Source organism: Alterotamlana spongicola (assembly GCF_035818475.1).
Taxonomy (GTDB): domain Bacteria; phylum Bacteroidota; class Bacteroidia; order Flavobacteriales; family Flavobacteriaceae; genus Cognatitamlana.
The window spans coordinates 1,136,697-1,159,880 of the sequence record NZ_JAYMGV010000001.1; the positions used below are offsets into that span (position 1 = coordinate 1,136,697).

At 35.6% G+C, this 23,184-nt stretch carries 26 protein-coding genes; 8 read left to right on the top strand and 18 right to left on the bottom strand.

The genetic code is table 11. The features are described 5' to 3' along the window. Nucleotides 1-68: 68 nt before the first annotated feature. The 10 genes from VOI54_RS05025 to hemA all read right to left on the bottom strand — a co-directional run bounded on the left by VOI54_RS05025 (nt 69) and on the right by hemA (nt 9,643). Complete coding sequence (locus VOI54_RS05025) at nt 69-542, bottom strand: methylated-DNA--[protein]-cysteine S-methyltransferase (RefSeq protein WP_326281625.1); 474 nt, start codon at nt 540-542, stop codon at nt 69-71. Then, complete coding sequence (locus tag VOI54_RS05030) at nt 542-1,627, bottom strand: CNNM domain-containing protein (RefSeq protein WP_326281626.1); 1,086 nt, start codon at nt 1,625-1,627, stop codon at nt 542-544. Before VOI54_RS05030 ends, VOI54_RS05025 begins: the two co-directional genes overlap by 1 nt. Nucleotides 1,628-1,654: 27 nt before the next feature. Beyond that, the gene (hemB, locus tag VOI54_RS05035; protein ID WP_326281627.1) at nt 1,655-2,644 is read right to left on the bottom strand and encodes a porphobilinogen synthase; all 990 of its coding nucleotides are present in this window, start codon (nt 2,642-2,644) and stop codon (nt 1,655-1,657) included. 68 nt (nt 2,645-2,712) lie between these two features. Then, the gene (hemF, locus tag VOI54_RS05040) at nt 2,713-3,615 is read right to left on the bottom strand and encodes an oxygen-dependent coproporphyrinogen oxidase (protein ID WP_326281628.1); all 903 of its coding nucleotides are present in this window, start codon (nt 3,613-3,615) and stop codon (nt 2,713-2,715) included. A 12-nt stretch (nt 3,616-3,627) separates the two neighbouring features. Further along, nucleotides 3,628-4,179 carry a transposase gene (locus tag VOI54_RS05045; protein ID WP_326281629.1) on the bottom strand — a complete coding sequence of 184 codons (552 nt, stop codon included), beginning with the start codon at nt 4,177-4,179 and terminating at the stop codon, nt 3,628-3,630. 62 nt (nt 4,180-4,241) lie between these two features. Beyond that, nucleotides 4,242-4,784: a GNAT family N-acetyltransferase gene (locus VOI54_RS05050; RefSeq protein ID WP_326281630.1), complete on the bottom strand. Its 543-nt coding sequence runs from the start codon at nt 4,782-4,784 to the stop codon at nt 4,242-4,244. Next, a complete protein-coding gene (locus VOI54_RS05055; RefSeq protein WP_326281631.1) occupies nt 4,774-5,532 on the bottom strand; it encodes an EI24 domain-containing protein in 759 nt (252 codons plus the stop codon). The genes VOI54_RS05050 and VOI54_RS05055 overlap by 11 nt, the downstream gene beginning before the upstream one ends. 172 nt (nt 5,533-5,704) lie before the next feature. Continuing rightward, nucleotides 5,705-6,730 carry a uroporphyrinogen decarboxylase gene (gene hemE / locus VOI54_RS05060; protein ID WP_326281632.1) on the bottom strand — a complete coding sequence of 342 codons (1,026 nt, stop codon included), beginning with the start codon at nt 6,728-6,730 and terminating at the stop codon, nt 5,705-5,707. Nucleotides 6,731-6,810: 80 nt separating this feature from the next. Next, nucleotides 6,811-8,388, bottom strand: coding sequence for a hydroxymethylbilane synthase (hemC, locus tag VOI54_RS05065; protein WP_326281633.1), 1,578 nt, complete (start codon nt 8,386-8,388; stop codon nt 6,811-6,813). After that, the gene (hemA, locus tag VOI54_RS05070; RefSeq protein WP_326281634.1) at nt 8,381-9,643 is read right to left on the bottom strand and encodes a glutamyl-tRNA reductase; all 1,263 of its coding nucleotides are present in this window, start codon (nt 9,641-9,643) and stop codon (nt 8,381-8,383) included. Before hemA ends, hemC begins: the two co-directional genes overlap by 8 nt. Nucleotides 9,644-9,832: 189 nt before the next feature. Between hemA and VOI54_RS05075 the strand changes: the two genes are divergently transcribed. The 6 genes from VOI54_RS05075 to VOI54_RS05100 all read left to right on the top strand — a co-directional run bounded on the left by VOI54_RS05075 (nt 9,833) and on the right by VOI54_RS05100 (nt 15,034). Further along, on the top strand, nt 9,833-10,732 hold the full coding sequence (locus VOI54_RS05075) for a helix-turn-helix transcriptional regulator (protein WP_326281635.1): 900 nt from the start codon (nt 9,833-9,835) through the stop codon (nt 10,730-10,732). Between the two features lie 13 nt (nt 10,733-10,745). After that, complete coding sequence (locus VOI54_RS05080; RefSeq protein WP_326281636.1) at nt 10,746-10,907, top strand: hypothetical protein; 162 nt, start codon at nt 10,746-10,748, stop codon at nt 10,905-10,907. Between the two features lie 67 nt (nt 10,908-10,974). Continuing rightward, entirely contained in the window at nt 10,975-12,009 is a 1,035-nt protein-coding gene (hemH, locus tag VOI54_RS05085) for a ferrochelatase (protein WP_326281637.1), read from the top strand. Nucleotides 12,010-12,012: 3 nt separating this feature from the next. Beyond that, on the top strand, nt 12,013-12,561 hold the full coding sequence (locus VOI54_RS05090; RefSeq protein ID WP_326281638.1) for a CopD family protein: 549 nt from the start codon (nt 12,013-12,015) through the stop codon (nt 12,559-12,561). Nucleotides 12,562-12,735: 174 nt separating this feature from the next. Further along, nucleotides 12,736-14,220 (top strand): sensor histidine kinase, encoded by a 1,485-nt coding sequence (locus VOI54_RS05095; protein WP_326281639.1) that lies wholly within the window; start codon nt 12,736-12,738, stop codon nt 14,218-14,220. 31 nt (nt 14,221-14,251) lie between these two features. Beyond that, on the top strand, nt 14,252-15,034 hold the full coding sequence (locus tag VOI54_RS05100; RefSeq protein ID WP_326281640.1) for an enoyl-CoA hydratase/isomerase family protein: 783 nt from the start codon (nt 14,252-14,254) through the stop codon (nt 15,032-15,034). Between the two features lie 51 nt (nt 15,035-15,085). Here the strand turns inward: VOI54_RS05100 and VOI54_RS05105 are convergent, their stop codons facing one another. Beyond that, the gene (locus tag VOI54_RS05105) at nt 15,086-15,448 is read right to left on the bottom strand and encodes a hypothetical protein (protein ID WP_326281641.1); all 363 of its coding nucleotides are present in this window, start codon (nt 15,446-15,448) and stop codon (nt 15,086-15,088) included. Between the two features lie 586 nt (nt 15,449-16,034). On the opposite strand from VOI54_RS05105, the gene VOI54_RS05110 reads away from it, so the two are divergent. Then, the gene (locus VOI54_RS05110) at nt 16,035-17,108 is read left to right on the top strand and encodes a PA0069 family radical SAM protein (RefSeq protein WP_326281642.1); all 1,074 of its coding nucleotides are present in this window, start codon (nt 16,035-16,037) and stop codon (nt 17,106-17,108) included. Nucleotides 17,109-17,169: 61 nt separating this feature from the next. Here VOI54_RS05110 and VOI54_RS05115 read toward each other — a convergent pair whose 3' ends face one another. Beyond that, a complete protein-coding gene (locus VOI54_RS05115; RefSeq protein WP_326281643.1) occupies nt 17,170-17,772 on the bottom strand; it encodes a hypothetical protein in 603 nt (200 codons plus the stop codon). Between the two features lie 570 nt (nt 17,773-18,342). Here VOI54_RS05115 and VOI54_RS05120 point away from each other — a divergent pair. Further along, nucleotides 18,343-19,218 (top strand): AraC family transcriptional regulator, encoded by an 876-nt coding sequence (locus VOI54_RS05120; protein WP_326281644.1) that lies wholly within the window; start codon nt 18,343-18,345, stop codon nt 19,216-19,218. A gap of 179 nt (nt 19,219-19,397) precedes the next feature. On the opposite strand, the gene VOI54_RS05125 is transcribed toward VOI54_RS05120, so the two are convergent. From VOI54_RS05125 to VOI54_RS05150, 6 genes are all read right to left on the bottom strand, one after another. Further along, nucleotides 19,398-20,051 (bottom strand): HD domain-containing protein, encoded by a 654-nt coding sequence (locus tag VOI54_RS05125; RefSeq protein WP_326281645.1) that lies wholly within the window; start codon nt 20,049-20,051, stop codon nt 19,398-19,400. A 5-nt stretch (nt 20,052-20,056) separates the two neighbouring features. Then, the gene (locus VOI54_RS05130; RefSeq protein WP_326281646.1) at nt 20,057-20,395 is read right to left on the bottom strand and encodes an avidin-fold protein; all 339 of its coding nucleotides are present in this window, start codon (nt 20,393-20,395) and stop codon (nt 20,057-20,059) included. Nucleotides 20,396-20,410: 15 nt separating this feature from the next. Further along, nucleotides 20,411-21,409, bottom strand: coding sequence for an acyl-ACP desaturase (locus VOI54_RS05135; RefSeq protein ID WP_326281647.1), 999 nt, complete (start codon nt 21,407-21,409; stop codon nt 20,411-20,413). 10 nt (nt 21,410-21,419) lie between these two features. After that, nucleotides 21,420-22,157 carry a lysophospholipid acyltransferase family protein gene (locus tag VOI54_RS05140; RefSeq protein ID WP_326281648.1) on the bottom strand — a complete coding sequence of 246 codons (738 nt, stop codon included), beginning with the start codon at nt 22,155-22,157 and terminating at the stop codon, nt 21,420-21,422. Between the two features lie 27 nt (nt 22,158-22,184). Continuing rightward, the gene (locus VOI54_RS05145; RefSeq protein WP_326281649.1) at nt 22,185-22,580 is read right to left on the bottom strand and encodes a hypothetical protein; all 396 of its coding nucleotides are present in this window, start codon (nt 22,578-22,580) and stop codon (nt 22,185-22,187) included. Nucleotides 22,581-22,704: 124 nt separating this feature from the next. Further along, nucleotides 22,705-23,115 carry a BrxA/BrxB family bacilliredoxin gene (locus VOI54_RS05150; RefSeq protein ID WP_326281650.1) on the bottom strand — a complete coding sequence of 137 codons (411 nt, stop codon included), beginning with the start codon at nt 23,113-23,115 and terminating at the stop codon, nt 22,705-22,707. Nucleotides 23,116-23,184 lie beyond the last annotated feature (69 nt).

Genomic DNA, 23,184 nt, shown 5'->3' on the forward strand with positions numbered 1-23,184 from the left:
TCGGCTAAAGAGGAGGTTATACATCAGGTTATGGCTACGGCTCAGGACTATGATATGTAAATCAAACTTTAAAATAAACTTTGTTGTTTATAAGGGCTTTCATGCTCTAATAACCATTTTTTACGATGCAATCCTCCTGCATAACCAGTAAGAGAACCATCACTTCCTATAACACGGTGACATGGTGTAATAATCCATAAGGGGTTTTTGCCATTGGCATTAGCCACAGCTCTAATAGCTTTAACATCGCCCAACTGTTTGGATAAGTCTAAATAAGATATTGTTTTTCCATAAGGAATTTGTTCAAGCTGTACCCATACTCTTTTTTGAAAATCAGTACCCTGAGGGTTTAGTGTTAAATTGAATTGCTTTCTGTTGCCTTCAAAATATTCATTGAGTTGAAACACGCAATCTTCCAGTACTTCGGGAATAATATCAGTGACTTTTTCTTCAGAATTCAGAACAATAACTGAGCAAATACCATCCTTATCACCTGTTATTTTGGTAAAACCTAAAGGAGAATTGATAATGCATGTTTCCATTATTCGGTGGTATTATTATCTTCAAATATCCCTAACTTTTTTGCACGCTTTTCCCAGCTTTTTCTGGCAAGAACCTGTAAGTCTGACACATCATCACTTTCATCCATTATCTCTAAGCCCAAAAGGGTTTCAATAACATCTTCCATAGTCACTAACCCGCTTACAGAGCCATACTCATCAACTACCAATGCCATATGGTTTTTACTTTCTATAAGTTTATCAAAAAGAGTTGGAATGGGAAGGTTTCTATTTATGACTATAATATCGCGCTTAAGGTCGGCTAATGTTTTATGGCCATTATCTAGGGCCATTTCTTTAAAGATTTCATCTTTTAAAACAAGGCCTTTAATGTTATCGGGGTCATCAACGTATACCGGAATCCTTGAAAACCTAAGGTTCAGATTCTTTTTAAAGAAATCTTCAACCGTTGTGTTTTCATCTTCGGTTTTCATTACCGTTCTCGGGGTCATTATGTTTTTGGCAAATACCTCTTTAAAGGTTAAAAGATTCTTGATAACCTTACTTTCATTTTCCTGGAAAACACCTTCTTCATGGGCCATATCAGTCATTACCATAAAGCTTTCCCGGGTTAAAATACTACCGTGTCCATTACCTCCAATAAGCTTTGTGGTTAATTGAAGTAACCATAAAATGCCGGTCCATTTTAATGGAAAAATTAAAGCAGATAGCGCTTTAGCCGTAAAATTTGCTAAACCTCTCCAATAGGTGGCTCCTATGGTCTTTGGAATTATTTCTGAAGCCACTAAAATTAAAAAAGTCATAATAGCCGAAACTATTCCAACAGTATTAATGCCAAAAAGCTCAATTTTATAGGGTAGTTTTTCTGCTTCAATACCTACCATCATAGCACCTAAAGTATGTGCTATGGTATTGAGGGTAAGAATGGCGATAAGCGGTTTGTCTACATCCTTTTTTAAACGTTCTAAAGTTAATGCATAATCTTTGCCTTCCTGCTTCTTAACATTTATAAAGGTAGGTGTTACACTGAGTAAAACGGCTTCAAGAATAGAACATAAAAAGGAAAAGAAGATGGAAATGGTTGCCCAAAAGAGTAATGTGCTCATTAAAAAGTTTTTTATTTAAAAGCTAATTTACGAAATCAATTTCACAACATCTTTAGCAAAATAAGATGCTATAATATCTGCTCCTGCTCGTTTAAAAGCCGTGGTGGTTTCCATCATAATTTGATCATGATCCAGCCAACCTTTTTCGGCAGAAGCTTTAATCATGGCGTATTCTCCGGATACCTGATAAACGGCAACGGGAACATCAACTTCCTCTTTAATGTCCCGTAAAATATCTAAATATGAAATACCCGGCTTTACCATAACAATATCTGCACCTTCGTCAATATCCATTTCAGTTTCTCGAATAGCTTCAAAACGGTTACCATAATCCATTTGATAGGTTTTTTTATCTTTTGGAATATCAGCCAGATCTACCGGAGCAGAATCTAAGGCATCTCGGAACGGGCCATAAAATGCAGAGGCATATTTAGCCGAATAACTCATAATGCCGGTATTGGTAAACCCCTGGTCTTCTAAAGCTTCTCTGATGGTTAAAATACGTCCGTCCATCATATCACTTGGCGCTACAAAATCAGCACCTGCTTCAGCATGTGAAAGACTCATTTCTGCTAAAAACTCAGCAGTGTTATCATTAATAATTTGTCCGTTTTCAATAATGCCGTCATGGCCGTAAGCTGAATAGGGGTCCAGCGCTACATCTGTCATCACTAACATCTCCGGACATACATTTTTAACCGTTTTAATAGCGCGTTGCATTAAGCCATTAGGGTTTAAAGCTTCGGCACCTTTATTATCTTTTAAACTATCCGGTACCTTTACAAATAGTAATACCGATTTTAAGCCCATACTCCAAAGTTCTTTGACTTCGTTTTCCAGTAAATCCAGGCTATAACGATAGTAATTGGGCATTGACGGAATCTCATCTTTAACCCCTTTTCCTTCTACAACAAATAATGGTACTAAAAAATCGTTTGGACTGATTATAGTTTCTCTAACCAATGAACGAATGGCTTCGTTGGTTCTTAATCTTCTGTTTCTTCTTAATGGGAACATTGTTTCTTGTTTTTGCAGATTTAAGACCTGTCAGGTTTTCAAAACCTGACAGGTCTTATCTGATTTTGTTATACCCAGTTCACAGGGTTTTTTAAAACGTTTATTAATTTTTCTTCTTCACTGCCGGCTTCCGGATGATGATCATACACCCATTGTACATGAGGAGGTAAACTCATTAAAATGCTTTCTATACGCCCGTTGGTTTTCAATCCGAAAAGTGTGCCTTTATCATGTACTAAGTTAAATTCTACGTAACGCCCGCGACGAATTTCTTGCCAATTTCTATGTGCTTGTGTATATGACAGCTCTTTTCTTTGCTCAACAATAGGCGTATAGGCCTCAAGGAAACTATCTCCAACTTCCGTTACAAAGTCATACCACTGTTCCATGCTCATGGTATTGGAGGCTTTACAGTAGTCAAAAAACAAACCACCAATACCTCTGGCTTCGTTTCTGTGTGCATTGTAAAAGTACTCATCACAGCGTTTTTTGTAAGTGGGATAAAATTCAGGGTTATGTTTATCGCAGGCCATTTTACAGATTTGATGAAAATGTTTGGCATCTTCATCAAATAAATAATAGGGTGTAAGGTCTTGTCCGCCACCAAACCATTGATCTACAATGGCACCGTTTTTATCATACATTTCAAAATAACGCCAATTGGCATGTACTGTAGGGACCATAGGACTTTTAGGGTGGATGACCAGGCTTAGGCCGCAGGCAAAAAAGTCAACATCACCAACTTTAAAATAAGCCTGCATAGATTGAGGTAATTTACCATGCACTCCGGAAATATTAACCCCTCCTTTTTCAAATACGTTTCCATTTTCAATAACACGGGTGCGTCCGCCTCCGCCTTCCGGACGTTTCCAGATATCTTGTTGGAATTTGGCCTTACCGTCAATAGCTTCAAGCTTTGAGGTGATAGTGTCCTGTAAGTCTTGTATGTATTGGTAAAATTTATCTTTCATTGCCGTTTTAGATTAGTCTTTCAGACCTGTCAGGTTTTCAAAAGCTGACAGGTCTGATTTGTGTGCATGTTTAAAGTTTACTACACCACCAAAGATATTTAAAATATAATTTTGTTCTTTTGAAAGTGGCGTGTTATTAGAATTTATATAGGACTGATAAGAGGAGAACTTATAACTTGTAAAGCTTTTTACAATATTGTGTTTTTCTGGGTTTTTATGGATGTATAAAACTAAATTTTTTAAATAGTTTTCATCGAGAATTTTGATTCGTTTATAAGGCCGTTCAAAAAGTGTTCCTGTTCTGTTTTGTTGTTTGTTGAACGCTTTTGCATAAGCATTAAATAGATTAGAAAAAGCCTGAGTGGCTTCATCTTTAAGTACTTTAACAATGAGGTGAAAATGATTATTCAATAAGCAGTAGGCAATAATATCAATATTTTCCACCAAATGTCTTTCCATGAGTTTTAAAAAATAACTCATATTATCTTCATTTCTAAATGTAATACAGCTATTTATCCCTCTATTGAATATATGATAATAATGATCTTTTTCTATTTTTTCCACTGCTTTTGATTTTTGAGGCTTTTGAGACCTGTCAGGTTTTTAAAACCTGGCAGGTCTGTGTGTTATTCAATTTCATTATACAATTCATAGAGCTCCATATTTAGCGGAGCCTCTCCGGGAGGTGTAAATTCGTTCTTCAATGTTTTTATCCAGGTAAAATTACAATTTTCAGCTACTTTTATACTTCCAATATTACTTTTATGTACAATAATTTGGAGCGTGTTTAGTCTTAATGTCTCAAAAGCATAGTCTGATAGTATATTAATGGCTTCAGACATTAGGCCTTTTCCTTTATGCTCATAGTGAATACAATAGGCAAATTCACCTTGTTTCTTTGACCAATCCAATTCTTTTAAATAGATTAAACCAATTAGACTATGTGTTTCCTGCTCTTTTATTGTAAATAAAAATTCTTCTTTGAGTTCAAATTGCCTGGTTTTTTTCTGAACAAAAAACTTAGACAGATCCGGTGTGGTATTTTGCTGTATTGTCTTTGGAAAATAACGTTTTAAGCGATCTTCATTGGCAACCACAAAATTGCAAACATCCCAGGCGTCTTTTAACGTTATGGGGTCAATATAATATGAAGCAAAACTAAGTAGCATGAATTGATGTGTTTTTCAGTTTTAGCGCTTCAATAGTTCTTATTGATGCTGCTGTAACTGAAAGTGGAAGGACTAAAATTACACCAATAAAGGGAATTAATAAAAATAGAATGAAAACAATACCATTGCCTATGGCAAGCCCGCGATGCTTTCTCACAAACTGTATACTTTCCTTGTATTTAAAATGGCGTTCCAGCGTATAGTCCATATTACCAAAACCGGCATAATAAGACTGTACCATAAGAAGCAGTATTGTTGAAAAAATATTGACTACAGGGATAAATTTAAGCAAGAGGATGGGTAGGGTTATCAATAGCTCTACAATTAAGTTTCTGCCATTAATACGGATGCCTCGCCAGAGTTGTTGCATAAAGGAGGTATCTCTATGTGAAGGTGTTTGGTTTTGGGTTAAATGATATTCTATTTTTTCTGAAACGGGGCTCATAAATGGTGCAGACAGTGCCATAATGATATGTTTGAATACAATAAGCCCTATTACAATGATTATTAATCCGGATAGAATCTGGAAGGTGGTATTTAACCAGGAGTAAGTGCTCCAGCCGGGGAATATACTTATAATGTAATTGGCTATATTATCAGACAATCCGTAAGCCGATCCAAAAATGATACTGGCCGTAATAACACTGATCATCATAGGAATAGCATAGTATTTCCAAAGTTTTAGTTGGGAAATTAACCTGAAAGCACCAAAATATGCTTTAATTCCAGAAATGATGTGCTTTATCATAATGTTACTATTGCGTTAGGGATTGAGGCACTTGTTGAAGCTCCCCGACAAAGGAGGGAGCGACTGCCGAAAGCCTGACCTGCTTTTGTAACCATAAGTTGGTTTTTAAAACGTTATGTTACATAAAGAAGCAGGGAACGCCCATTTTTTCAAGCAATTTACTTGAATACCATTAATTCCCATACGCTTTTACAGCGTCAATAAACGCTTTGGCATGATCCAACGGAATGTTTGGCAGGATACCATGCCCCAGGTTTACAATGTATTTATCTTTACCAAATTCATCAATCATTTGATGTACCATTTTTTTGATTTCTGCCGGTGGTGACAGTAAGCGCGACGGATCAAAATTACCCTGGAGTGTTATGTTATTTCCGGTTAAATAACGTGCATTTCTTGGAGAACAGGTCCAGTCTACACCCAAAGCAGAGGCCTTACTTTTTGCCATTTCATTAAGTGCAAACCAACAGCCTTTACCAAAGGCTATTACCGGCGCATCATCTTTTAAGGCTTCAATAATCTGGTTGATATATTGCCATGAAAACTCCTGGTAGTCAGCAGGTGAAAGCATGCCTCCCCAGGAATCAAAAATCTGAACCGCATTACAGCCTGCTTTTACTTTTTCTTTTAAATAGGCAATGGTAGTGTCAGTGATTTTTTGAAGTAACTGATGTGCTGCAACCGGGTTGGTAAAACACAATTCTTTGGCTTTATCAAAAGTTTTACTGCCCTGACCCTGTACACAGTAGCACAAAATGGTCCATGGTGACCCTGCGAAACCTATTAATGGAATATCATTATTAAGGAGTTCCTTAGTAGCCTTAATAGCCTGATAGACATAGTCCAGTTCTACAGTAACATCCGGAACAATAACGTTATCCACGTCTTTTTGAGTGCGTACCGGATTAGGTAGGTAAGGACCAAAATTGGGTTTCATTTGTACCTCAATATTCATGGCCTGGGGAATAACCAGGATATCACTAAATAGAATAGCGGCATCCATACCATATCGTCTGATAGGTTGTACGGTAATTTCACTGGCTAATTCCGGTGTACGGCAGCGTGTAAAGAAATCATATTTTTCACGTATTGCAATAAACTCCGGAAGGTAACGTCCGGCCTGACGCATCATCCAAACCGGTGGACGATTAACCGTTTCTCCTTTTAGTGCTCTTAAAAATAAATCGTTTTTTATCATAGTTATTCGTCTTTAACTGTTAGTTTTTAGTTGCTGATGTTATGCGTTTGCCAGTACCAGTAACTAAAAACAAGTAACTACTATATATAATGTTGATTAACCAATTCAATCACGCTTTCCACTGTTGGGACTTTTGCCACACGAACATCTTCAAAATGTTTTCTGGCTTCTTTTGCAGTGGTTTCTCCAATACAAAAGGCAATAACTTCTGATTGGTTGTTCTGAACAAAACTATCTACTGTTGATGGGCTATAAAACATAACGCCTTCAATAGAATCTGCAACTTTAAAACCATCAAATTTAGTTTGATAGGCTTCAACTTCATTAACTTTTATGTGATTGTCTTCTAAAATTGTAGGTAAGGCATCTAATCTAATATCACTACAAAAATACGTGACTTCAGTACCTTCAATATAATCAACAAGGTATTCTGCCAACTTTTGTGCATTCTTTTCAGTGTGTTTTACTTGCCCTATTTTCTTTTCCACTAATCGTTTTGTTCTTCTACCTACGCAATAAATATTTTTAAACTGTAATTCATTAGGTGAAAAGTTTGTTGTTAAAGCTTCAACAGCATTTTTACTGGTAATGATTACATTTTGAATGTCGTTTTTTACTAAACGCGAATGTATTCTATTCAAACTTATCTTAATGAAATCTGAACTATCTGCAACTACATTTTCATGAAATAGTAAGCGCTGCCCTTCTGTAAAGGACTTGGTTGAAAATACGTTGGTTTTTTTACCGGATTGTTTAATCTTGTCCATTAGGCGTTTACCACCGTGTTCAATAACAAAATCTGCACAAAACCGGGCTAGGTCTTTATGTTCGCCCAATTTTTTTACACGGGTAACATCAATTCGTTTTGAACCGTCTTCACTAAGTAAAACACCTTTAAAGTTAACCTCTTCATTTTTAATATAGGCTAAAGCCCCAATTGGTGCAGTGCATCCGCCTTCCAATCTGTTTAAAAACTCACGTTCAATACCGGTGCAGATCTCTGTTTCTTCATGATTTAATGCGGCACAGGCTTCTAAAGAAAATTGGTCTTCCTCTAAAGCGGTAATCATTATAGCGCCTTGTGCAGGAGCTGGAATCATCCAATCCAGGTTGATAGCTTCTTCAGGGCGTATTCCAATTCTACCTATACCTGCAGCTGCAAATATGGCACCGTTCCATTCATTATTGTCCTCTAGTTTTTGCAAACGGGAGTTTACATTACCACGTAGATCTACAATGGTATGTGTTGGAAACCTGTTTAACCATTGCGCACGACGTCTTAAACTACCGGTGGCTATAACGGCATCTTTTGCACCTAAAAACTCCTCATTATTTTTAAAAACCAGGGTGTCATTAACATTGCCACGCTTTAAAACGGCAGCCTGAACAATCCCTTTTGGCAAAACAGTTGGGACATCTTTTAAAGAATGTACAGCTATATCTATGTCATGATTTAACATCGCAATATCTAAGGTGCGTGTAAAAATACCGGTAATGCCCAGCTCATAGAGTGGTTTGTCAAGAACTAAATCTCCAGTTGATTTTACCGGAACAAGTTCTGTTTTGTGTCCTAAATTTTCAAGTTGTTGCTGTACAATGTTGGCCTGCCATAGTGCTAATTCACTATCGCGAGTACCAATTCTTATGGTTTTAGACATGTTTTGTTGAAGGTTCTAACTGGAACACTTTTTTAATAAGTTCTAGACTTTCGTCTGTAGAAATATTATCATCCTTTAAATGATGCGCAAAGTGGTTAGTGATTTTTTGAATGATATTGTTACTGATCAACGCGGCCTGAGCTTCGTTGAAATCTGCATTTTTTCTGCGTTGTACATCCAATTCTGCGGCAGCAAAATCAGATAATTTATGTTTTAAAGCTTTGATTGTTGGCGCAAATTTTCTGGTTTCCAGCCAGCTGTTAAATTCAGCTTTCACTTCTTCTATAATAACTTCTGCTGTTGGAATATGCGCTTTTCTGGCTTCCAGAGTTTGATCTGTGATTTGAGATAAATGGTCTAAATGTACCAGAGATACATTGCTTAATTCCTCAACATTAGCATCCACATTTTTAGGAATAGACAAATCTAAAATCAATAACGGTTTTTCTGTTTGGATAATATGCTTGTCTATAGTTGGGCGTTGTGCCCCTGTTGCAACAATCAATATATCGGATGCCGTGATTTCTTCCTGAAGATTAGCATAATCTTTTACTATCAAATTAAACTTACCGGCTATTTGCTCTGCTTTGGTTTTAGTTCTGTTAATTAAAGTGATATGCTCATTTTTGGTATGCTTTACCAGATTTTCACAGGTGTTCCTTCCTATTTTTCCGGTTCCGAACAACAAAATATTCTTATCAGAAACGTTTTTAATAGTGTTAAAAATATATTGTACCGATGCAAAAGATACTGAAGTAGCCCCAGAAGATATATTTGTTTCGGTTTTTATACGCTTACTGGCTTGGATAACGGCATTGACCAAACGTTCTGTAAAATGGTTTAATAAATCGTGTTTTCTGGAAAGTTTTGCGCTTTTCTTTAATTGACTTATAATCTCAAAATCGCCAAGAATCTGACTGTCTAAACCAGAGCCTACCCGAAACATATGAGCTATGGCATCTTTGTTTTTATAGATATAAGCCACTTCCCTAAACTCTTCAACAGTTCCACGTGTGTTATCACAAAGTAATTGAATGAGCTGATACGGGTGTTGTGCAAAACCATAAATTTCAGTTCTGTTACAGGTAGAAGTAACTACCAAACTTTCAATATCATTTTCTTTGGCTTGATTAAGCAATATCAGTTTAGAGTCTTCATCCAAACTAAAGCGTCCTCTTATATCTGCATCGGCTTTTTTATAACTCAAACCAATGGCATAAAAGTAATTACTTTTTGATATGTTGTATTTCTGCATGCTTATACCTGAAATTGTGAAGCAAAAATATATGGAAGGTTTAAAAAAAAGTAACGCTAAAAGAACTTTTAATATCGTTTGTGGTTTTTTAGCGTTGTTTTTTTATAAAACATGATAAAAGTCATATTTTTGTAGTGAAACAGGCAAGTTTTGTCAATTTAATTTAGAACCAGTCTAAATAGAAAAAGAATGAATCAAGATTTAAATCCGGAAAAAAGTGTCGCTAAAAGTTCTTTTGAGGAAACACAGGTAGAAGATGGGGTTATTGTTTTAGCATATAAAAATGAAGCCCATGAGGTGCAATCTGTTGCAAAAGAAATAGATAGCGATTATATCCAGTTTCATTTTTGTGTAAAAGGATCAAGCCAGTTTGTATTTAATGAGGGGAGATACCGATTAAATATTCTTGAAGAAAACTCATTATTATTGTATAATCCACAACGCGAACTTCCAATACATTTAGAGATCAATCCGCATTCCTGGATTGTATCCATTTTGATTTCCATTAAAAAATTTCACAGTTTTTTTTCGCATGAGGCCGATTATATCACCTTTTTAAGTGAGGATAACAGGGATAAAAAATATTATAAAGACGGAATGATTTCGCCATCAATGGCTATTGTTTTAAATCAATTGATCAATTATAACCTCAATCAGTCCATCAAACCCTTATATTTTAAGGGTAAGGCCTATGAGTTGTTGAGTTTGTACTTTAACAGAAATGAAGATGCCAATATTGAGCAATGTCCGTTTTTAGTTGATGAAACCAACGTTATAAAGATTAGAAAGGCTAAGGATATTATTATTTCACGAATGGCAGAACCGCCAAGTTTGCAGGAATTGGCAGATGAAATAGGATTGAGCTTGAAAAAGCTTAAAGAAGGGTTCAAGCAAATTTATGGGGATTCGGTCTTTAGTTTTTTATTTGATTATAAAATGGAAGTCGCTAGAAAGTTATTAGAGTCCGGTGAAAATAATGTCAATGAAGTGGGGCATAGAGTTGGATACAGTACATCCAGTCATTTTATTGCAGCGTTTAAAAAGAAATACGGTACCACACCGAAGAAGTATGTGATGTCTCTGAATTAATAAATGTGTTTAAATGAAATACTTAACTCCGGAAATAGCATCGTTTTATAAAGGTATTAATGAAAAAACTTTAGCCCGAACCACTATGTCGTGCGGTATTTTTCAAGATTGTGACTATAATGAAAACCGATCTAAAACCTACTATCAGCAATGTATTGAAAACAAAGATCGCTAATTTAAATTGAGCTTGTTTATTTGGCATTGCAATTTCTATCGTATTTTTGTAACAACTAAAACTGTAAATGAAAAAAGGAATTCTACTAGTCAATCTTGGATCACCGGACAGCCCGGAGCCAAAAGATGTCAAAAAGTATTTAGGTGAGTTTTTAATGGATGAGCGGGTAATTGATATTCCTTATACGGCCAGGGCTTTACTGGTACGAGGTATCATCTTAAAAACAAGGCCAAAGGCATCGGCAGCAGCGTACAAAAAAATATGGTGGGATGAAGGTTCTCCTTTAATTGTGCTATCAGAACGCCTTCAAAAAAAAATTCAGGAGCAGGTTAATGTTCCTGTTGCTTTGGCCATGCGTTATGGGAGCATGACCATAAAAAACGGGCTTCAGGAGTTGGTAGATAATGGTGTTGATGAGGTGCTGTTGTTTCCCTTGTATCCACAGTTTGCCATGGCTACTACAGAGACTATAACCGTACTTGCTGAAAAGCTTAGACAGGACTTTTTTCCAAACCTGAGCATAAAGTCGGTTCCCGCATTTTATAATAAACCGGATTATATTGAAGTCCTTTCAAATTCAATTAAGAGGCATTTGCAGGATAAAGATTATGAGCACTTGCTATTCTCTTATCATGGTGTTCCGGAACGGCATATCAGGAAAAGTGATGTTACAAAATCCCATTGCAAGATTGATGGAAGCTGTTGTGCTACATCAAGTAAAGCACATGAGTTTTGCTACCGTCATCAATGTTTGGAGGTCACTCGTTTGGTAGCTGAAAAGCTTCAGTTAGAGGCAGGGTGTTATTCAACATCATTTCAATCGCGTTTAGGGTTTGACCCGTGGTTGCAACCTTATACAGACAGAACTATTGAACGTTTAGGTAAAAAGGGTATTAAAAACATGGCTATTGTTACTCCGGCTTTTGTGAGTGATTGTCTTGAAACCCTCGAAGAGATTGCTATGGAGGGCCAGGAGATTTTCCATGAAATGGGCGGTAAAACATTTACAACCATTCCTTGTTTAAATGATGACCGGGAGTTTGTTGATCTATTATCAAAATGGATAAACAACTGGGTAGAGACCCCTGTTACAATACACTAGTTTATGGAATACTACGGCTATATAAAATCATTTCATCTTATTTTTATAATAACCTGGTTTGCGGGTTTGTTTTATATTCCGCGCTTATTTGTTTACCAAATAGAAGCCTTTCATAAACCGTCTCCCGAAAAAGAGATTCTTGGTAAGCAGCTTAAACTCATGGCCAAACGGTTATGGTTTATTATAACATGGCCTTCTGCAATTTTAGCCACTGTATTTGCTATTTGGTTGCTTATTTTACAACCGTATTGGTTACAGCAACCCTGGATGCAGGTTAAATTGGCATTTGTGGCCCTGCTCTTTATTTATCATTTAAAAACACATCAGTACTATAAACAACTACAACGTGATGAGGTAAAGAAATCATCAAGTTTTATGCGTATTTGGAATGAGGGCGCCACCTTTATTCTTTTTGCTGTTATATTTTTGGTGGTCCTGAAAAGTGCCATCAATTGGGTTTGGGGTATTATTGGCATTATTGTATTGGGAATACTTATTATGTTGGGCTTTAAGATTTATAAGAATATCAGGGATAAAAACCCTGAAGCGTAAAGTGATTTAATCTGCTTATTGCGATATTTTTAAGAACTTCAGACATATAAAAAAATATAGCAGAACACCTTAAACAACCATATTTACTAAGGTTTAGTATATCATTTGATTTTTAGATCAGCCTTAGGAGGTTTGGTGCAATTATTGCTATATTTAGTGAGTCATAAATTATACATGAAATTAAAAAAACTCTCTTTACGTACCCGCATTTTCTTGGTCATGATACTACTTGTATTACTGGCTTCTATATTAATTTCAGCGGTAGCTATATACCAGTATAGGGAGCAGAGTCAAGATTATCATAAAGGGCGTTTAGAGCGTAAAGAAGAAAATATCAGAACCGATATCAAACGGTTTTTAAATAGCAGGTATAACACCTGGGAAGTAAAAACAGAGAATATTCCGCTGATTTTCAAAGAGGAAATATATAATATAGCCGATATACATAAACTTCAGGTGAACCTTTATGATTTGGAAGGTGGACTCCTTATCTCTTCAAAGGCCGGATTGCAAAACAATGTAACAGACGATTGTCTTGATGCACACATTATGAATGCATTGAGCAATACCATTCAGTTTAATGATGCCTTAGAAATTGCGGAACACAGGTATGTAGATAAACATAAAGAAAATGGAGAAACCTTTTTGTCCTCATACACCTATATAACAGATAGCAGGTCTAAGCCAATGGCCATATTAAACATTCCTTATTTGGAGAAAGACGATTTTTTAAACAAGGAATTGGAAGAATTTTTAACCCGAATTGGTTATGCGTTTATGTTTGTGCTGCTTATGGCTATAGCCATTGCTTTTTTGCTATCAAAGTTTATTACCAAATCCTTAAAGTCTATTAGCGATAAAATAAAAGCAACCCGGCTTGAGCGTCTCAATGAAAAAATTGAAGTAGATGATACCAGTGAAGAGATTTCTATTTTGGTGAACTCCTATAATAGCATGGTTGATGAGCTTGAAGAAAGTGCGGTGCAGCTGGCAAAAAGTGAACGGGAGCAGGCTTGGAGAGAAATGGCAAAGCAGGTGGCTCATGAAATTAAAAATCCGTTAACGCCCATGCGACTAACGGTTCAAAACTTTCAACGTAAGTTTAATCCGGATGATGACAACATACATTTAAAAGTAGACGAGTACAGCAAAACATTAATCCAACAGATAGATACCATGAGCTCTATTGCTTCAGCCTTTTCAAATTTTGCTAAAATGCCCGCACAGCAAAATGAAACACTTAATGTGGTGAAAATTGTAAAGCTGGCCTTAGATATTTTTAACGAAGACTATATTGCTTTCACACCGGATAAAGCAGAGATCATTGCAAAGTTTGACCGAACACAACTTATTAGAGTGGTTACCAATTTGGTTAAAAACGGCATTCAGTCCATGCCTGAAAATAAAACCCCTAAGATTGTCATCTATGTTGGCGAATCTGGTGATAATGTGGTAATAACCGTTGCCGATAACGGATCGGGAGTGGCCGAAGAGAACAAGGACAAAGTATTTGAGCCAAAGTTTACTACCAAAACCAGCGGTATGGGACTTGGTTTGGCTATGGTCAAAAACATATTAGAAACTTATCAGGGGAGTATTTCATTTGAGTCTGAAGAAGGCCTGGGGACTACGTTTAAGGTGATGTTTCCAAAAGAATAATCATTTTGTTTTAACATTAAAAACAGAAATCATGAGTTACAGCAACATACTTTTTGAAGCCTATAGTGGCATAGCAACTATTACTATCAACCGCCCCAGTAAGTTAAATGCTTTGAATAAAGACACTATTAACGAATTGCATTTGGCATTAAAAGAAGCGGATAGTAATAAAGACATTAAAGTTATTATTCTAACAGGTAGCGGTGAAAAAGCTTTTGTAGCCGGGGCTGATATCAGTGAGTTTGCTAATTTTAATATAGAAGAAGGTACTAAACTGGCGGCAAAGGGTCAGGCTGTGTTATTCGATTTTATTGAAAATTTGTCTACCCCTGTTATTGCAGCTGTTAATGGGTTTGCACTTGGTGGCGGTTTAGAGTTGGCCATGGCTTGCCATTTTAGATTGGCTAGTGATAATGCCAGATTAGGCTTGCCCGAAGTGTCTTTAGGGCTTATTCCCGGGTATGGCGGCACCCAGCGTTTACCACAATTAATTGGTAAAGGGCGTGCTATGGAAATGGTTATGACCGCCGGAATGATTGATGCCAATAAGGCCTTAGACTATGGCTTGGTAAATCATGTGGTTGCCCAGGAAGACCTGATGCCACTATGCAAGCAAATAGCAACTAAAATATTAAGCAATTCTTCAGTAGCTATTAGTGCGGCTATTACCGCTGTTAATGCAGTTTTTAAAGCTGGCGTCAATGGGTTTGATGTAGAGATTGAGGAGTTTGGAAATAGCTTTGGAACCGCCGATTTTAAAGAAGGTACTACTGCTTTTCTGGAAAAACGAAAGGCTGATTTTCCGGGGGAGTAGGGGATTGTTTAGCTTGTTTAGCGTTTAGTGTAAAATGCATTTTTATACATTTTAGACTGTGTTAGATGCTATTTTTGATTTATAATTACCCTTTATCAATTTATTACGAAGCTTTTTAATACATTTAAGAATTTCTAATCTATTCTTACTACTTTTAATCCATTTCGGGAGTCGACTAGCCAAACTTTTATTTATATTAGGAATTCGTTCTCTTAAGTCTGATTCAACATACCTTTCTAAAAAATCTAAATGCTCCAGATTCATTGCCCAAAGTATTTGACCACAACAAGGCACTTTTAAAAAATCCTCCATTTCAACTGTTATTGGAGCTAGTTTATACCATGAATCTATAGGCTTAAATTCTTTGTGATGTCCACAATGAATGCATGTTACCTTAAGGTCAAAAAAGTCCACAGGTTTACCGCATTTAGGACAGTAAACAATCCTATAATTGTAAAATTGACTAAATAGTTCTCCTTTGTCTTCAAATTTCTTCACTGTTGTCTAATAATTCACTTAACCAATATAAATCTAAAATGTTCGGTTCAATTATATGTCTTTGGTCATTAGTATCAATAAATATTATTTTAGATGTAGCTATAATAATATTCTCACCAAGATGGAGGTAGTAATTGGGTCAGCAATTAGCTGTTTGGCGTAAAACCAGCTATCTCCTTCAGTTGTGACTGATAAACCTTTAGGGTTTTCACCTCTCGGCTATGTAACATCAAGTAATTCCGGAAATTTTGTTCCTTTTTTGACAAGGTTTTCAAATTCTTTCCATAGTTCTTGCCTCAATAATATGTATTTGTCAAAATATTTCATCCCTCAGTTATACCTAATGTCAAACAAAGCTAGTCGAATTTTCTTAAAGTATCAAGCTTGATCACCTCCCCCATTTTGTTAATAACCCATTTTTTATTTAACAGTTTTTAGTATAAATAATACCTAATTTTAAAGAGCTATTCCACTCTGGTTTACATCCTGAATTTTAAGTATTATGAATCCCGAATCTGTTATAAAAGGCCGTGGCGCACAGCGTAAGGTGCACAATCGTTTTTTTGAATTAAGTCATGAGCTGCGTGATGACTTCCTGGAATTTTGTCAAAAAGAAGGCGAAATCCCGGATAAAAATAAAACCCGATACCTTCGGGTATTTCCTAAAACCATTATTAATCAGGTAAAAAGCCCGGATGTGGGTATGATGTATAGTATGAATCCCTATCAGGGCTGTGAACATGGCTGTATTTATTGCTATGCCAGGAATACCCATGAATATTGGGGCTTTGGTGCCGGTTTGGATTTTGAACGTAATATCTTAGTAAAAAAAGAAGCTGCAAAACTACTGGAAGCCCATATTAAAAAGAAAAGCTGGAAAGCGCATACTATTGTATTATCGGGGAATACAGACTGTTACCAACCGGCAGAACAGGAGTTTGGGATTACACGGCAATGTTTGGAGGTGTTTTTAAAGTATAAGCACCCGGTGGGTATTATAACTAAAAATGCCCTTATTTTAAGAGACCTGGACCTGTTAAAAGCGTTGACTAATGACAATCTGGTGGCTGTTAATGTGTCCATCACGTCACTGTCAGAAGAGACCAGGCGCATTTTAGAACCCAGAACAGCCACTATTAAAAGACGTTTACATACAGTTAAAGAATTAAGTGAGAACGGTATTCCCGTTAATGTGATGCTGGCACCTATAATCCCCTCTATAAACAGCCATGAGATCTTAGCATTGGCTAAAGCGGCCTCAGATCATGGGGCTTTGTCCATAGGGCATACCATTGTTCGGCTTAATGGTGCTATAGGAGAACTATTTACAGACTGGATAAAAAAAACCATGCCGGATAGGGCCGAAAAGGTTTTGCGCCAGATAGAAGATTGCCATGGCGGCACATTAAATGATTCAAGATATGGTACCAGAATGCGAGGCGAAGGCAAGATCGCTCAACAGATCAATGACCTGATAAAACTGGCAAGGCTTAAGTATTTTAAAGATAAAAGCATGCCCAAATTAAATTATGATTTACATGAATCTTATAAAACCGGTCAATTAAAGCTGTTTTAAATATAAAAAGATGAGCCATTACAGCCCACCTTTTCAACTAAACTAACTAATAAACTAAATTTTAATTGATCTTTTTTGTGAATTCTCTGCCTTTGGTATGAAAGACAATTTTAAAATGGCCTTCGTCCAAACCTCTTAATTTATATACCCTTTCAATGACTTTGGTGTTTTCAATCTTTTCTGAGTATATATGCCCTGAATTACTAACATCGGTTCTGTAAAAATCAATGTGAAGGGGCGTTTTGTCTAAAGATAGTTTTGAAACAAAAATAAGATCACCTTTTATTCTAACGAACGGTTTAAAGATGGTTTCCTTTTTTTCTTTGTCAAATAAAACAACGTTGTGCTTAACGGTAAATGGTATGATGTTAATCTCAAGGTCTTTATCAACCTCAAACATATAAGAGCCATTAGGTAAGGTAGTTAAGTCAAAACCTTTGGTGTAAACACCGGTTGTTTGCATAGACTCCTTATATAAAATATTCCCATTTTCATCTTTAATAGACAGTAAGTCGCCTTTCTTTATATGGTATAAAGTAAGGGAGGTTCTCTTAGCTTCATTTTTAATTTTGAAAGATGAAGCATCAGTGGCGAAACTTAACAGGGTAGCAAACAATGTTACCATTAAGAATCCTTTTTTTAAGTGTTTAATTACGTTTTTCATGATTTGGTTTTTAACGTTCAACACTACAAATTTATATTGATTGTAGTAAGTTTAAAACACTGATATTGACTAATTTATGTGCTAAATTATCTGTTGTTTTTACATCAATTTTGAGTTAAGTTAATCTAGTATAAAACCAGGTTAAGCCAGTATAGTTTTACTAAAAGATTACATGATGCATTGAAGCGATTATAGAGGCCAAAAAAGTTTTAGCAGATTTATGATAAAGGAAAAGTTAAAGCAAAAAAAAGTGGGTTACCACCACCCACTTTTCAAACTAAACTAAACTAAATAAGACATTAAACTAACTATTAATGAATATTGTGATCTCCTTGTTATCAGAGTGTATTGTTATTTTATAATTTTCTTTTTCTGTATGTAACGTTTCAACGAGACAAAGATATATTGCAAATATAAGGTGCAAAACATCAATTTTAGCTAATTTGTATGCTATTTTAACTGTTAAGCTTGTGTTAATAGCGTGTTAAGTTAAAATAGCACATAATAGAGGTAATTATATATATAATGTATGCATAATAAATAGTAATTTTGTTCTCAAATTAACCTGCTATGATTACAAAAAAGCCTACATTAAAAAAGATAAGCCCTGGTTTTGGTAATTCATTATTAGTGAAGCAACATGTTGAGCAAGTAGATAAGAACGATGCCTATTGGCATTTTCATCCGGAATTAGAGCTTATATATGTTAATAAAGGTCAGGGAAAAACCCATATTGGAAACCACTTGTCGTATTTTAATAATAGCCAGCTTATATTAATTGGATCTAATTTGCCACATAATGGATTTACAGATAGATTAACGGCCAATGGTACCGAAACAACCATTCAGTTCAAATCAAATTTTTTAGGGGATGATTTTCTTAATGTTCCTGAAATGTCACATATTGTCTCCTTATATGATAGAGCAAAAAAAGGCATCAGATTTCAAATTGATACCAAAAAGAAGATTGGGCGTAAAATTGAAAAATTATTAGAACACAATGGTCTTAAGCGTGTTTTAAAATTTTTAGAAATCCTTGATTTTTTAGCTAAAACCAGCGATTATACCTTATTAAATGCTGATGGCGTAGCTTTTGAAACTGAAGCACAAGACAGTGCTAAAATCGGCATTGTTTTTAAGCATGTGAATAAGAATTTTCAAAAACATATTGCTTTAGATGAAATTGCAGACAAAGTAAGTATGACGGTACCGGCGTTTTGTAGATTTTTTAAAAAAGCTACCGGAAAAACATTTACACAGGTGGTTAATGAGTACCGTGTTGTGCATGCTACAAAATTATTGTCTGAAGAAATTGAAATGAGTATTGCTGATGTATGCTATGAATGCGGATTTAATAATTTCTCTCATTTTAATAAAACCTTTAATGATATAACCGGAAAAAGTGCATCCAATTACAGGAAAGAAATTAAAAAGATGATCAGTTGATAGGCCTTATCAAGATAATGTTTTACCGATTGATTATAATGCAATAGCGTCTTGAGTATTCTTGAATAATTTCATTGAAAGCAAATTGCAAAACGGACTGTGGGATAATCTTATTTTTATAAAGATTTCTCGTCGTTCATTCCTCACTCTGTCGAAATGACAAATTAAATCCAGTTAAATTATTTTTTGCCGTTCCACTCGTTGTAAAATTGATCTAAAAAGCCTAACATATAGTTATGTCTGTCTTGAGCAATTTTAGTGCCAGTTGGTGTGTTCATCCTGTCTTTTAAAAGCAATAATTTTTCATAAAAATGATTGATGGTAGGAGCATTAGAGGCTTTGTATTCAGCCTTGCTCATATTTAAGTTGGGCTTTATATCAGGATTAAATAGAGCTCTGTTTTTAAATCCACCATAATTAAAGCAACGTGCTATACCAATGGCACCAATAGCATCTAATCTGTCTGCATCCTGTACCACGTCTAATTCTGGAGATTTGAATTTTTGAGTTTCATTGCCGCCTTTAAAGGAAATGTTTTCAATGATATTAACCACATGCTCAATTACTGTTGAATCTACATTAAGTTTAAAAAGAAATTCCCTGGCCAATTTAGGACCTAAAGTTTCATCACCATTATGGAATTTACTGTCGGCAATATCATGAAGCAGGGCAGCAAGTGATACAATAAATTCATCAACAGGTTCTGTTTTGGCTATCAAGAGACTGTTTTTATAAACACGCTCAATGTGAAACCAATCATGTCCCCCTTCAGCATCGACAAGGGTTTGTTTAACAAAAATGATGGTTTTATTAATTATTTCTGCTGAAGTCATAGCTATTAAATTTCTTGTAGAACAGAAGTGCCATTAGATTTATCTCCCGATGTCCATTCCCAACGCTCATAAAGTTTTATCTTTCCGTTGGTATCAATCTTTGGTTTAGAAATACAAATACCAGTCATTAATTCACCACTGGAATTAATCTGATGGTACCTCATGTCAATATTGCCTTGGTTGTCAACCACACCAATTAAATGCCCTTCTATAATATGATCTCCTTGATAGGTAGCTGTTAAAATGTTTCCCTTTTGTTTATAAACAAAAATAGTGTCAGAAGTGGTTTCACTGTTTTCTGAACTGGAAATAGGTTTAAATCTTTTGTTATTATAGTTAATCAATTGTAAACCATTGATTTATTTAATAATAGCCGGTTCCACCCATTTAAATTGAAATGAGTTCTCCGGTATTTTCATGCGTTCAGACAAGCGGTACATTCTGGCAGGAAGTTTCATTAAATAGTCTCTGGCCTTTTCAGCCTCGTCATTCAATCCGGTAATTTTATCAATTTCCCAACGCTCAATCAATTTTTGTAAAATATCTACGTAATCTTTAGACGTATAAACTCCTATACGTTGGGCAGTATTTGAAAATTCTTCAAAAGCTGACCCTATTTTCCCTCCCGTTTCTCTTAAAAAATGGGCAGGCATAGTTATTTTTTGCTTCATCATATAATGAAACGCCATCATCATTTGGCTGGGATCCACTTTAAAAATTCGCTCAACAAAATCAGAATAGGCATGGTGATGACGCATTTCATCTCCGGAAATGATCTGACACATTTTTGCCAATCTTTTATTGCCCTTTTTTCGGGCTATTTTAGCAACCCGATTATGGGAAACATAAGTGGCTAATTCCTGAAAGCTGGTATACACAAAGTTCTTATAAGGATCTCTGTCTGTTCCTATATCAAAACCATCAGCAATTAAATGCTGTGTTGTGATTTCAATTTCTTTCATATTAACTCTACCGGAAAGGTAAAGGTATTTGTTTAGTACATCGCCATGTCGGTTTTCTTCAGCAGTCCATTGTTTTACCCACTTAGCCCAACCATTAACACCATTAACCTGTTCAACTCCTTCCACATCCATCAACCAGGATTCATAGGTAGGTAAGGCTTCTTCAGTAATCATATCGCCTACTAAAACCACCCAAAAATCATAAGGCAAATCTTTGGCCAACTCTCTGATTTCTCTTATTTCTTCAAAAAAATCATCATCGGGATTTTCTGAATTTGGCAAAAAATCTGTGGGTTGCCAAATAGTTTCAATAGGAATTAAATATTTTTCCATTAAGGCATCGACGTCTTTTTCCAAAAACTTCATGACTTCTAACCTCTTATTCTTTAAAGACATCTGTGTTTTTTTAAGATTGTATACTACCTTTAATAGTGGTTTCAATACTATTAATAAGCGCTTCTTTATTTGCAAAGGTACTAACTTTTATAGGCTTATGTACTGTAAATGTAATGTGAGTGCCTAAACTCATAGGAAATTTTCCGTAACGGACTATTTTCCAGGAGTTATTAATGGTTACAGGAACTACCATAGCTGAAGGAATTTTTTTAAATAGAATTTCCAGGCCTTTGGTTTGAAAGGGTTTAGGTGTTCCGTTTTTGCTTCGGGTACCTTCAGGAAAAATAACAGCGGCACGCTTATTAGTTTCTATATATTCACCAAATTTCATAAGTGCAGGTAGAGATTGCCTTGGGTTTTTTCTGTCAATTAAAGCAGCTCCGCCATGACGCAAATTATATGAAACACTGGGAATGCCTTTTCCCAATTCTATTTTGCTAATAAACTTAGGATGATGTTTACGCATATACCAGGTAATAGGGTATATATCATGTAAACTTTGGTGATTGGCAACAATAATAAGGGGTTGATTGGTTTCTATATGGTGTGGATTTATATAAGTAAATCTTGTACCCAAAACATTGGCACATCGCATTAAACAAAGTTGTAAAGCATCAACACTTAATTTATGAGCCTGGTAGCCAAAAACATTAAAGCAAAACCATTGAATAGGATGAAATATTACCAATGTTAAGAAAAAACACAGATAATAAATAGCGGTTACAGGATATGATAATAGTTTTAACATGCCCCAAAAATAAGTAAAAACTTAGTTTTAATACTCAGCGATACAGGTGTTATTTTCGCATTTTATATTTGAGGGCGGATTGACAAATGCACAATCTGAAACCAAACCCCATTTTGAATTAAAGCTACGTTCTTTTTCATTATAGTTTTCTACCAGATTCTCAAGTTTTTCGGTATCAATAGAGGTGGAGTAGATAAGATAAGCCCATGGCCCGCCACAGGGTTTACTTCCCAGGCCAATATATTTACATTCTACACTTTCATTGTAAACAGAAGTACTTGCAAGTAACTCGATTTCAGTTTTTAAGCGAATTAATTCAGCCTGATCACTCTCAAAACCGGAAGTGCCATCATCGGTTTTGCATTGGGTACTCAGTAATGTGAAAATCAGCAGTACAAAAAGGGACAGAAGTATTTTATTCATCTATATAAGGTTTACTTATAGATGAGAACACAAGAAAAGAGTTGCGTTTAAAAACAAAAAAACCACGAAAAGTGTTCGTGGTTTTAATTTATCTAAAAGATATTCTTTTTATTTAGAGCTGCTGTTAACAATGATCGTTATAAGCATCAACCAAATTTTCTGCAATAAGTTCTGCTGGGCGGCCTTCAATATGATGACGTTCTAACATATGAACCAATTCTCCATCCTTAAATAAAGCCATACTGGGTGAACTAGGGGGAAACGGTACCATATAACCACGGGCAGCGTCAACAGCCTCTTTATCAACACCTGCAAAAACCGTTACAATATGATCTGGTTTTTTAGCATTTTGTAAACTCATTCTGGCACCCGGACGTGCATTGGCTGCTGCACAACCACAAACTGAATTTACTACAACTAATGTTGTTCCTTCTTTGGCTAAAGCTGCATCAACAGCCTCGGCAGTATGTAATTCTTCAAAACCAACATTGGTTAAATCTTCGCGCATTGGTTTTACTAATTCTGCTGGATACATATTTTTAAATTTAAATAATTAACATTTTCAGACTACAAAGATACCAATTGTGTAACAAAAGTGTAAAGC

Excerpts from the sequence above, each read along its gene's own strand:
- VOI54_RS05025 (WP_326281625.1), bottom strand. The coding sequence starts at position 542 with ATGGAAACATGCATTATCAATTCTCCTTTAGGTTTTACCAAAATAACA.
- VOI54_RS05030 (WP_326281626.1), bottom strand. The coding sequence starts at position 1,627 with ATGAGCACATTACTCTTTTGGGCAACCATTTCCATCTTCTTTTCCTTT.
- hemB (WP_326281627.1), bottom strand. The coding sequence starts at position 2,644 with ATGTTCCCATTAAGAAGAAACAGAAGATTAAGAACCAACGAAGCCATT.
- hemF (WP_326281628.1), bottom strand. The coding sequence starts at position 3,615 with ATGAAAGATAAATTTTACCAATACATACAAGACTTACAGGACACTATC.
- VOI54_RS05050 (WP_326281630.1), bottom strand. The coding sequence starts at position 4,784 with ATGCTACTTAGTTTTGCTTCATATTATATTGACCCCATAACGTTAAAA.
- VOI54_RS05055 (WP_326281631.1), bottom strand. The coding sequence starts at position 5,532 with ATGATAAAGCACATCATTTCTGGAATTAAAGCATATTTTGGTGCTTTC.
- hemE (WP_326281632.1), bottom strand. The coding sequence starts at position 6,730 with ATGATAAAAAACGATTTATTTTTAAGAGCACTAAAAGGAGAAACGGTT.
- hemC (WP_326281633.1), bottom strand. The coding sequence starts at position 8,388 with ATGTCTAAAACCATAAGAATTGGTACTCGCGATAGTGAATTAGCACTA.
- hemA (WP_326281634.1), bottom strand. The coding sequence starts at position 9,643 with ATGCAGAAATACAACATATCAAAAAGTAATTACTTTTATGCCATTGGT.
- VOI54_RS05075 (WP_326281635.1), top strand. The coding sequence starts at position 9,833 with ATGAATCAAGATTTAAATCCGGAAAAAAGTGTCGCTAAAAGTTCTTTT.
- VOI54_RS05080 (WP_326281636.1), top strand. The coding sequence starts at position 10,746 with ATGAAATACTTAACTCCGGAAATAGCATCGTTTTATAAAGGTATTAAT.
- hemH (WP_326281637.1), top strand. The coding sequence starts at position 10,975 with ATGAAAAAAGGAATTCTACTAGTCAATCTTGGATCACCGGACAGCCCG.
- VOI54_RS05090 (WP_326281638.1), top strand. The coding sequence starts at position 12,013 with ATGGAATACTACGGCTATATAAAATCATTTCATCTTATTTTTATAATA.
- VOI54_RS05095 (WP_326281639.1), top strand. The coding sequence starts at position 12,736 with ATGAAATTAAAAAAACTCTCTTTACGTACCCGCATTTTCTTGGTCATG.
- VOI54_RS05100 (WP_326281640.1), top strand. The coding sequence starts at position 14,252 with ATGAGTTACAGCAACATACTTTTTGAAGCCTATAGTGGCATAGCAACT.
- VOI54_RS05110 (WP_326281642.1), top strand. The coding sequence starts at position 16,035 with ATGAATCCCGAATCTGTTATAAAAGGCCGTGGCGCACAGCGTAAGGTG.
- VOI54_RS05115 (WP_326281643.1), bottom strand. The coding sequence starts at position 17,772 with ATGAAAAACGTAATTAAACACTTAAAAAAAGGATTCTTAATGGTAACA.
- VOI54_RS05120 (WP_326281644.1), top strand. The coding sequence starts at position 18,343 with ATGATTACAAAAAAGCCTACATTAAAAAAGATAAGCCCTGGTTTTGGT.
- VOI54_RS05125 (WP_326281645.1), bottom strand. The coding sequence starts at position 20,051 with ATGACTTCAGCAGAAATAATTAATAAAACCATCATTTTTGTTAAACAA.
- VOI54_RS05135 (WP_326281647.1), bottom strand. The coding sequence starts at position 21,409 with ATGTCTTTAAAGAATAAGAGGTTAGAAGTCATGAAGTTTTTGGAAAAA.
- VOI54_RS05140 (WP_326281648.1), bottom strand. The coding sequence starts at position 22,157 with ATGTTAAAACTATTATCATATCCTGTAACCGCTATTTATTATCTGTGT.
- VOI54_RS05145 (WP_326281649.1), bottom strand. The coding sequence starts at position 22,580 with ATGAATAAAATACTTCTGTCCCTTTTTGTACTGCTGATTTTCACATTA.
- VOI54_RS05150 (WP_326281650.1), bottom strand. The coding sequence starts at position 23,115 with ATGTATCCAGCAGAATTAGTAAAACCAATGCGCGAAGATTTAACCAAT.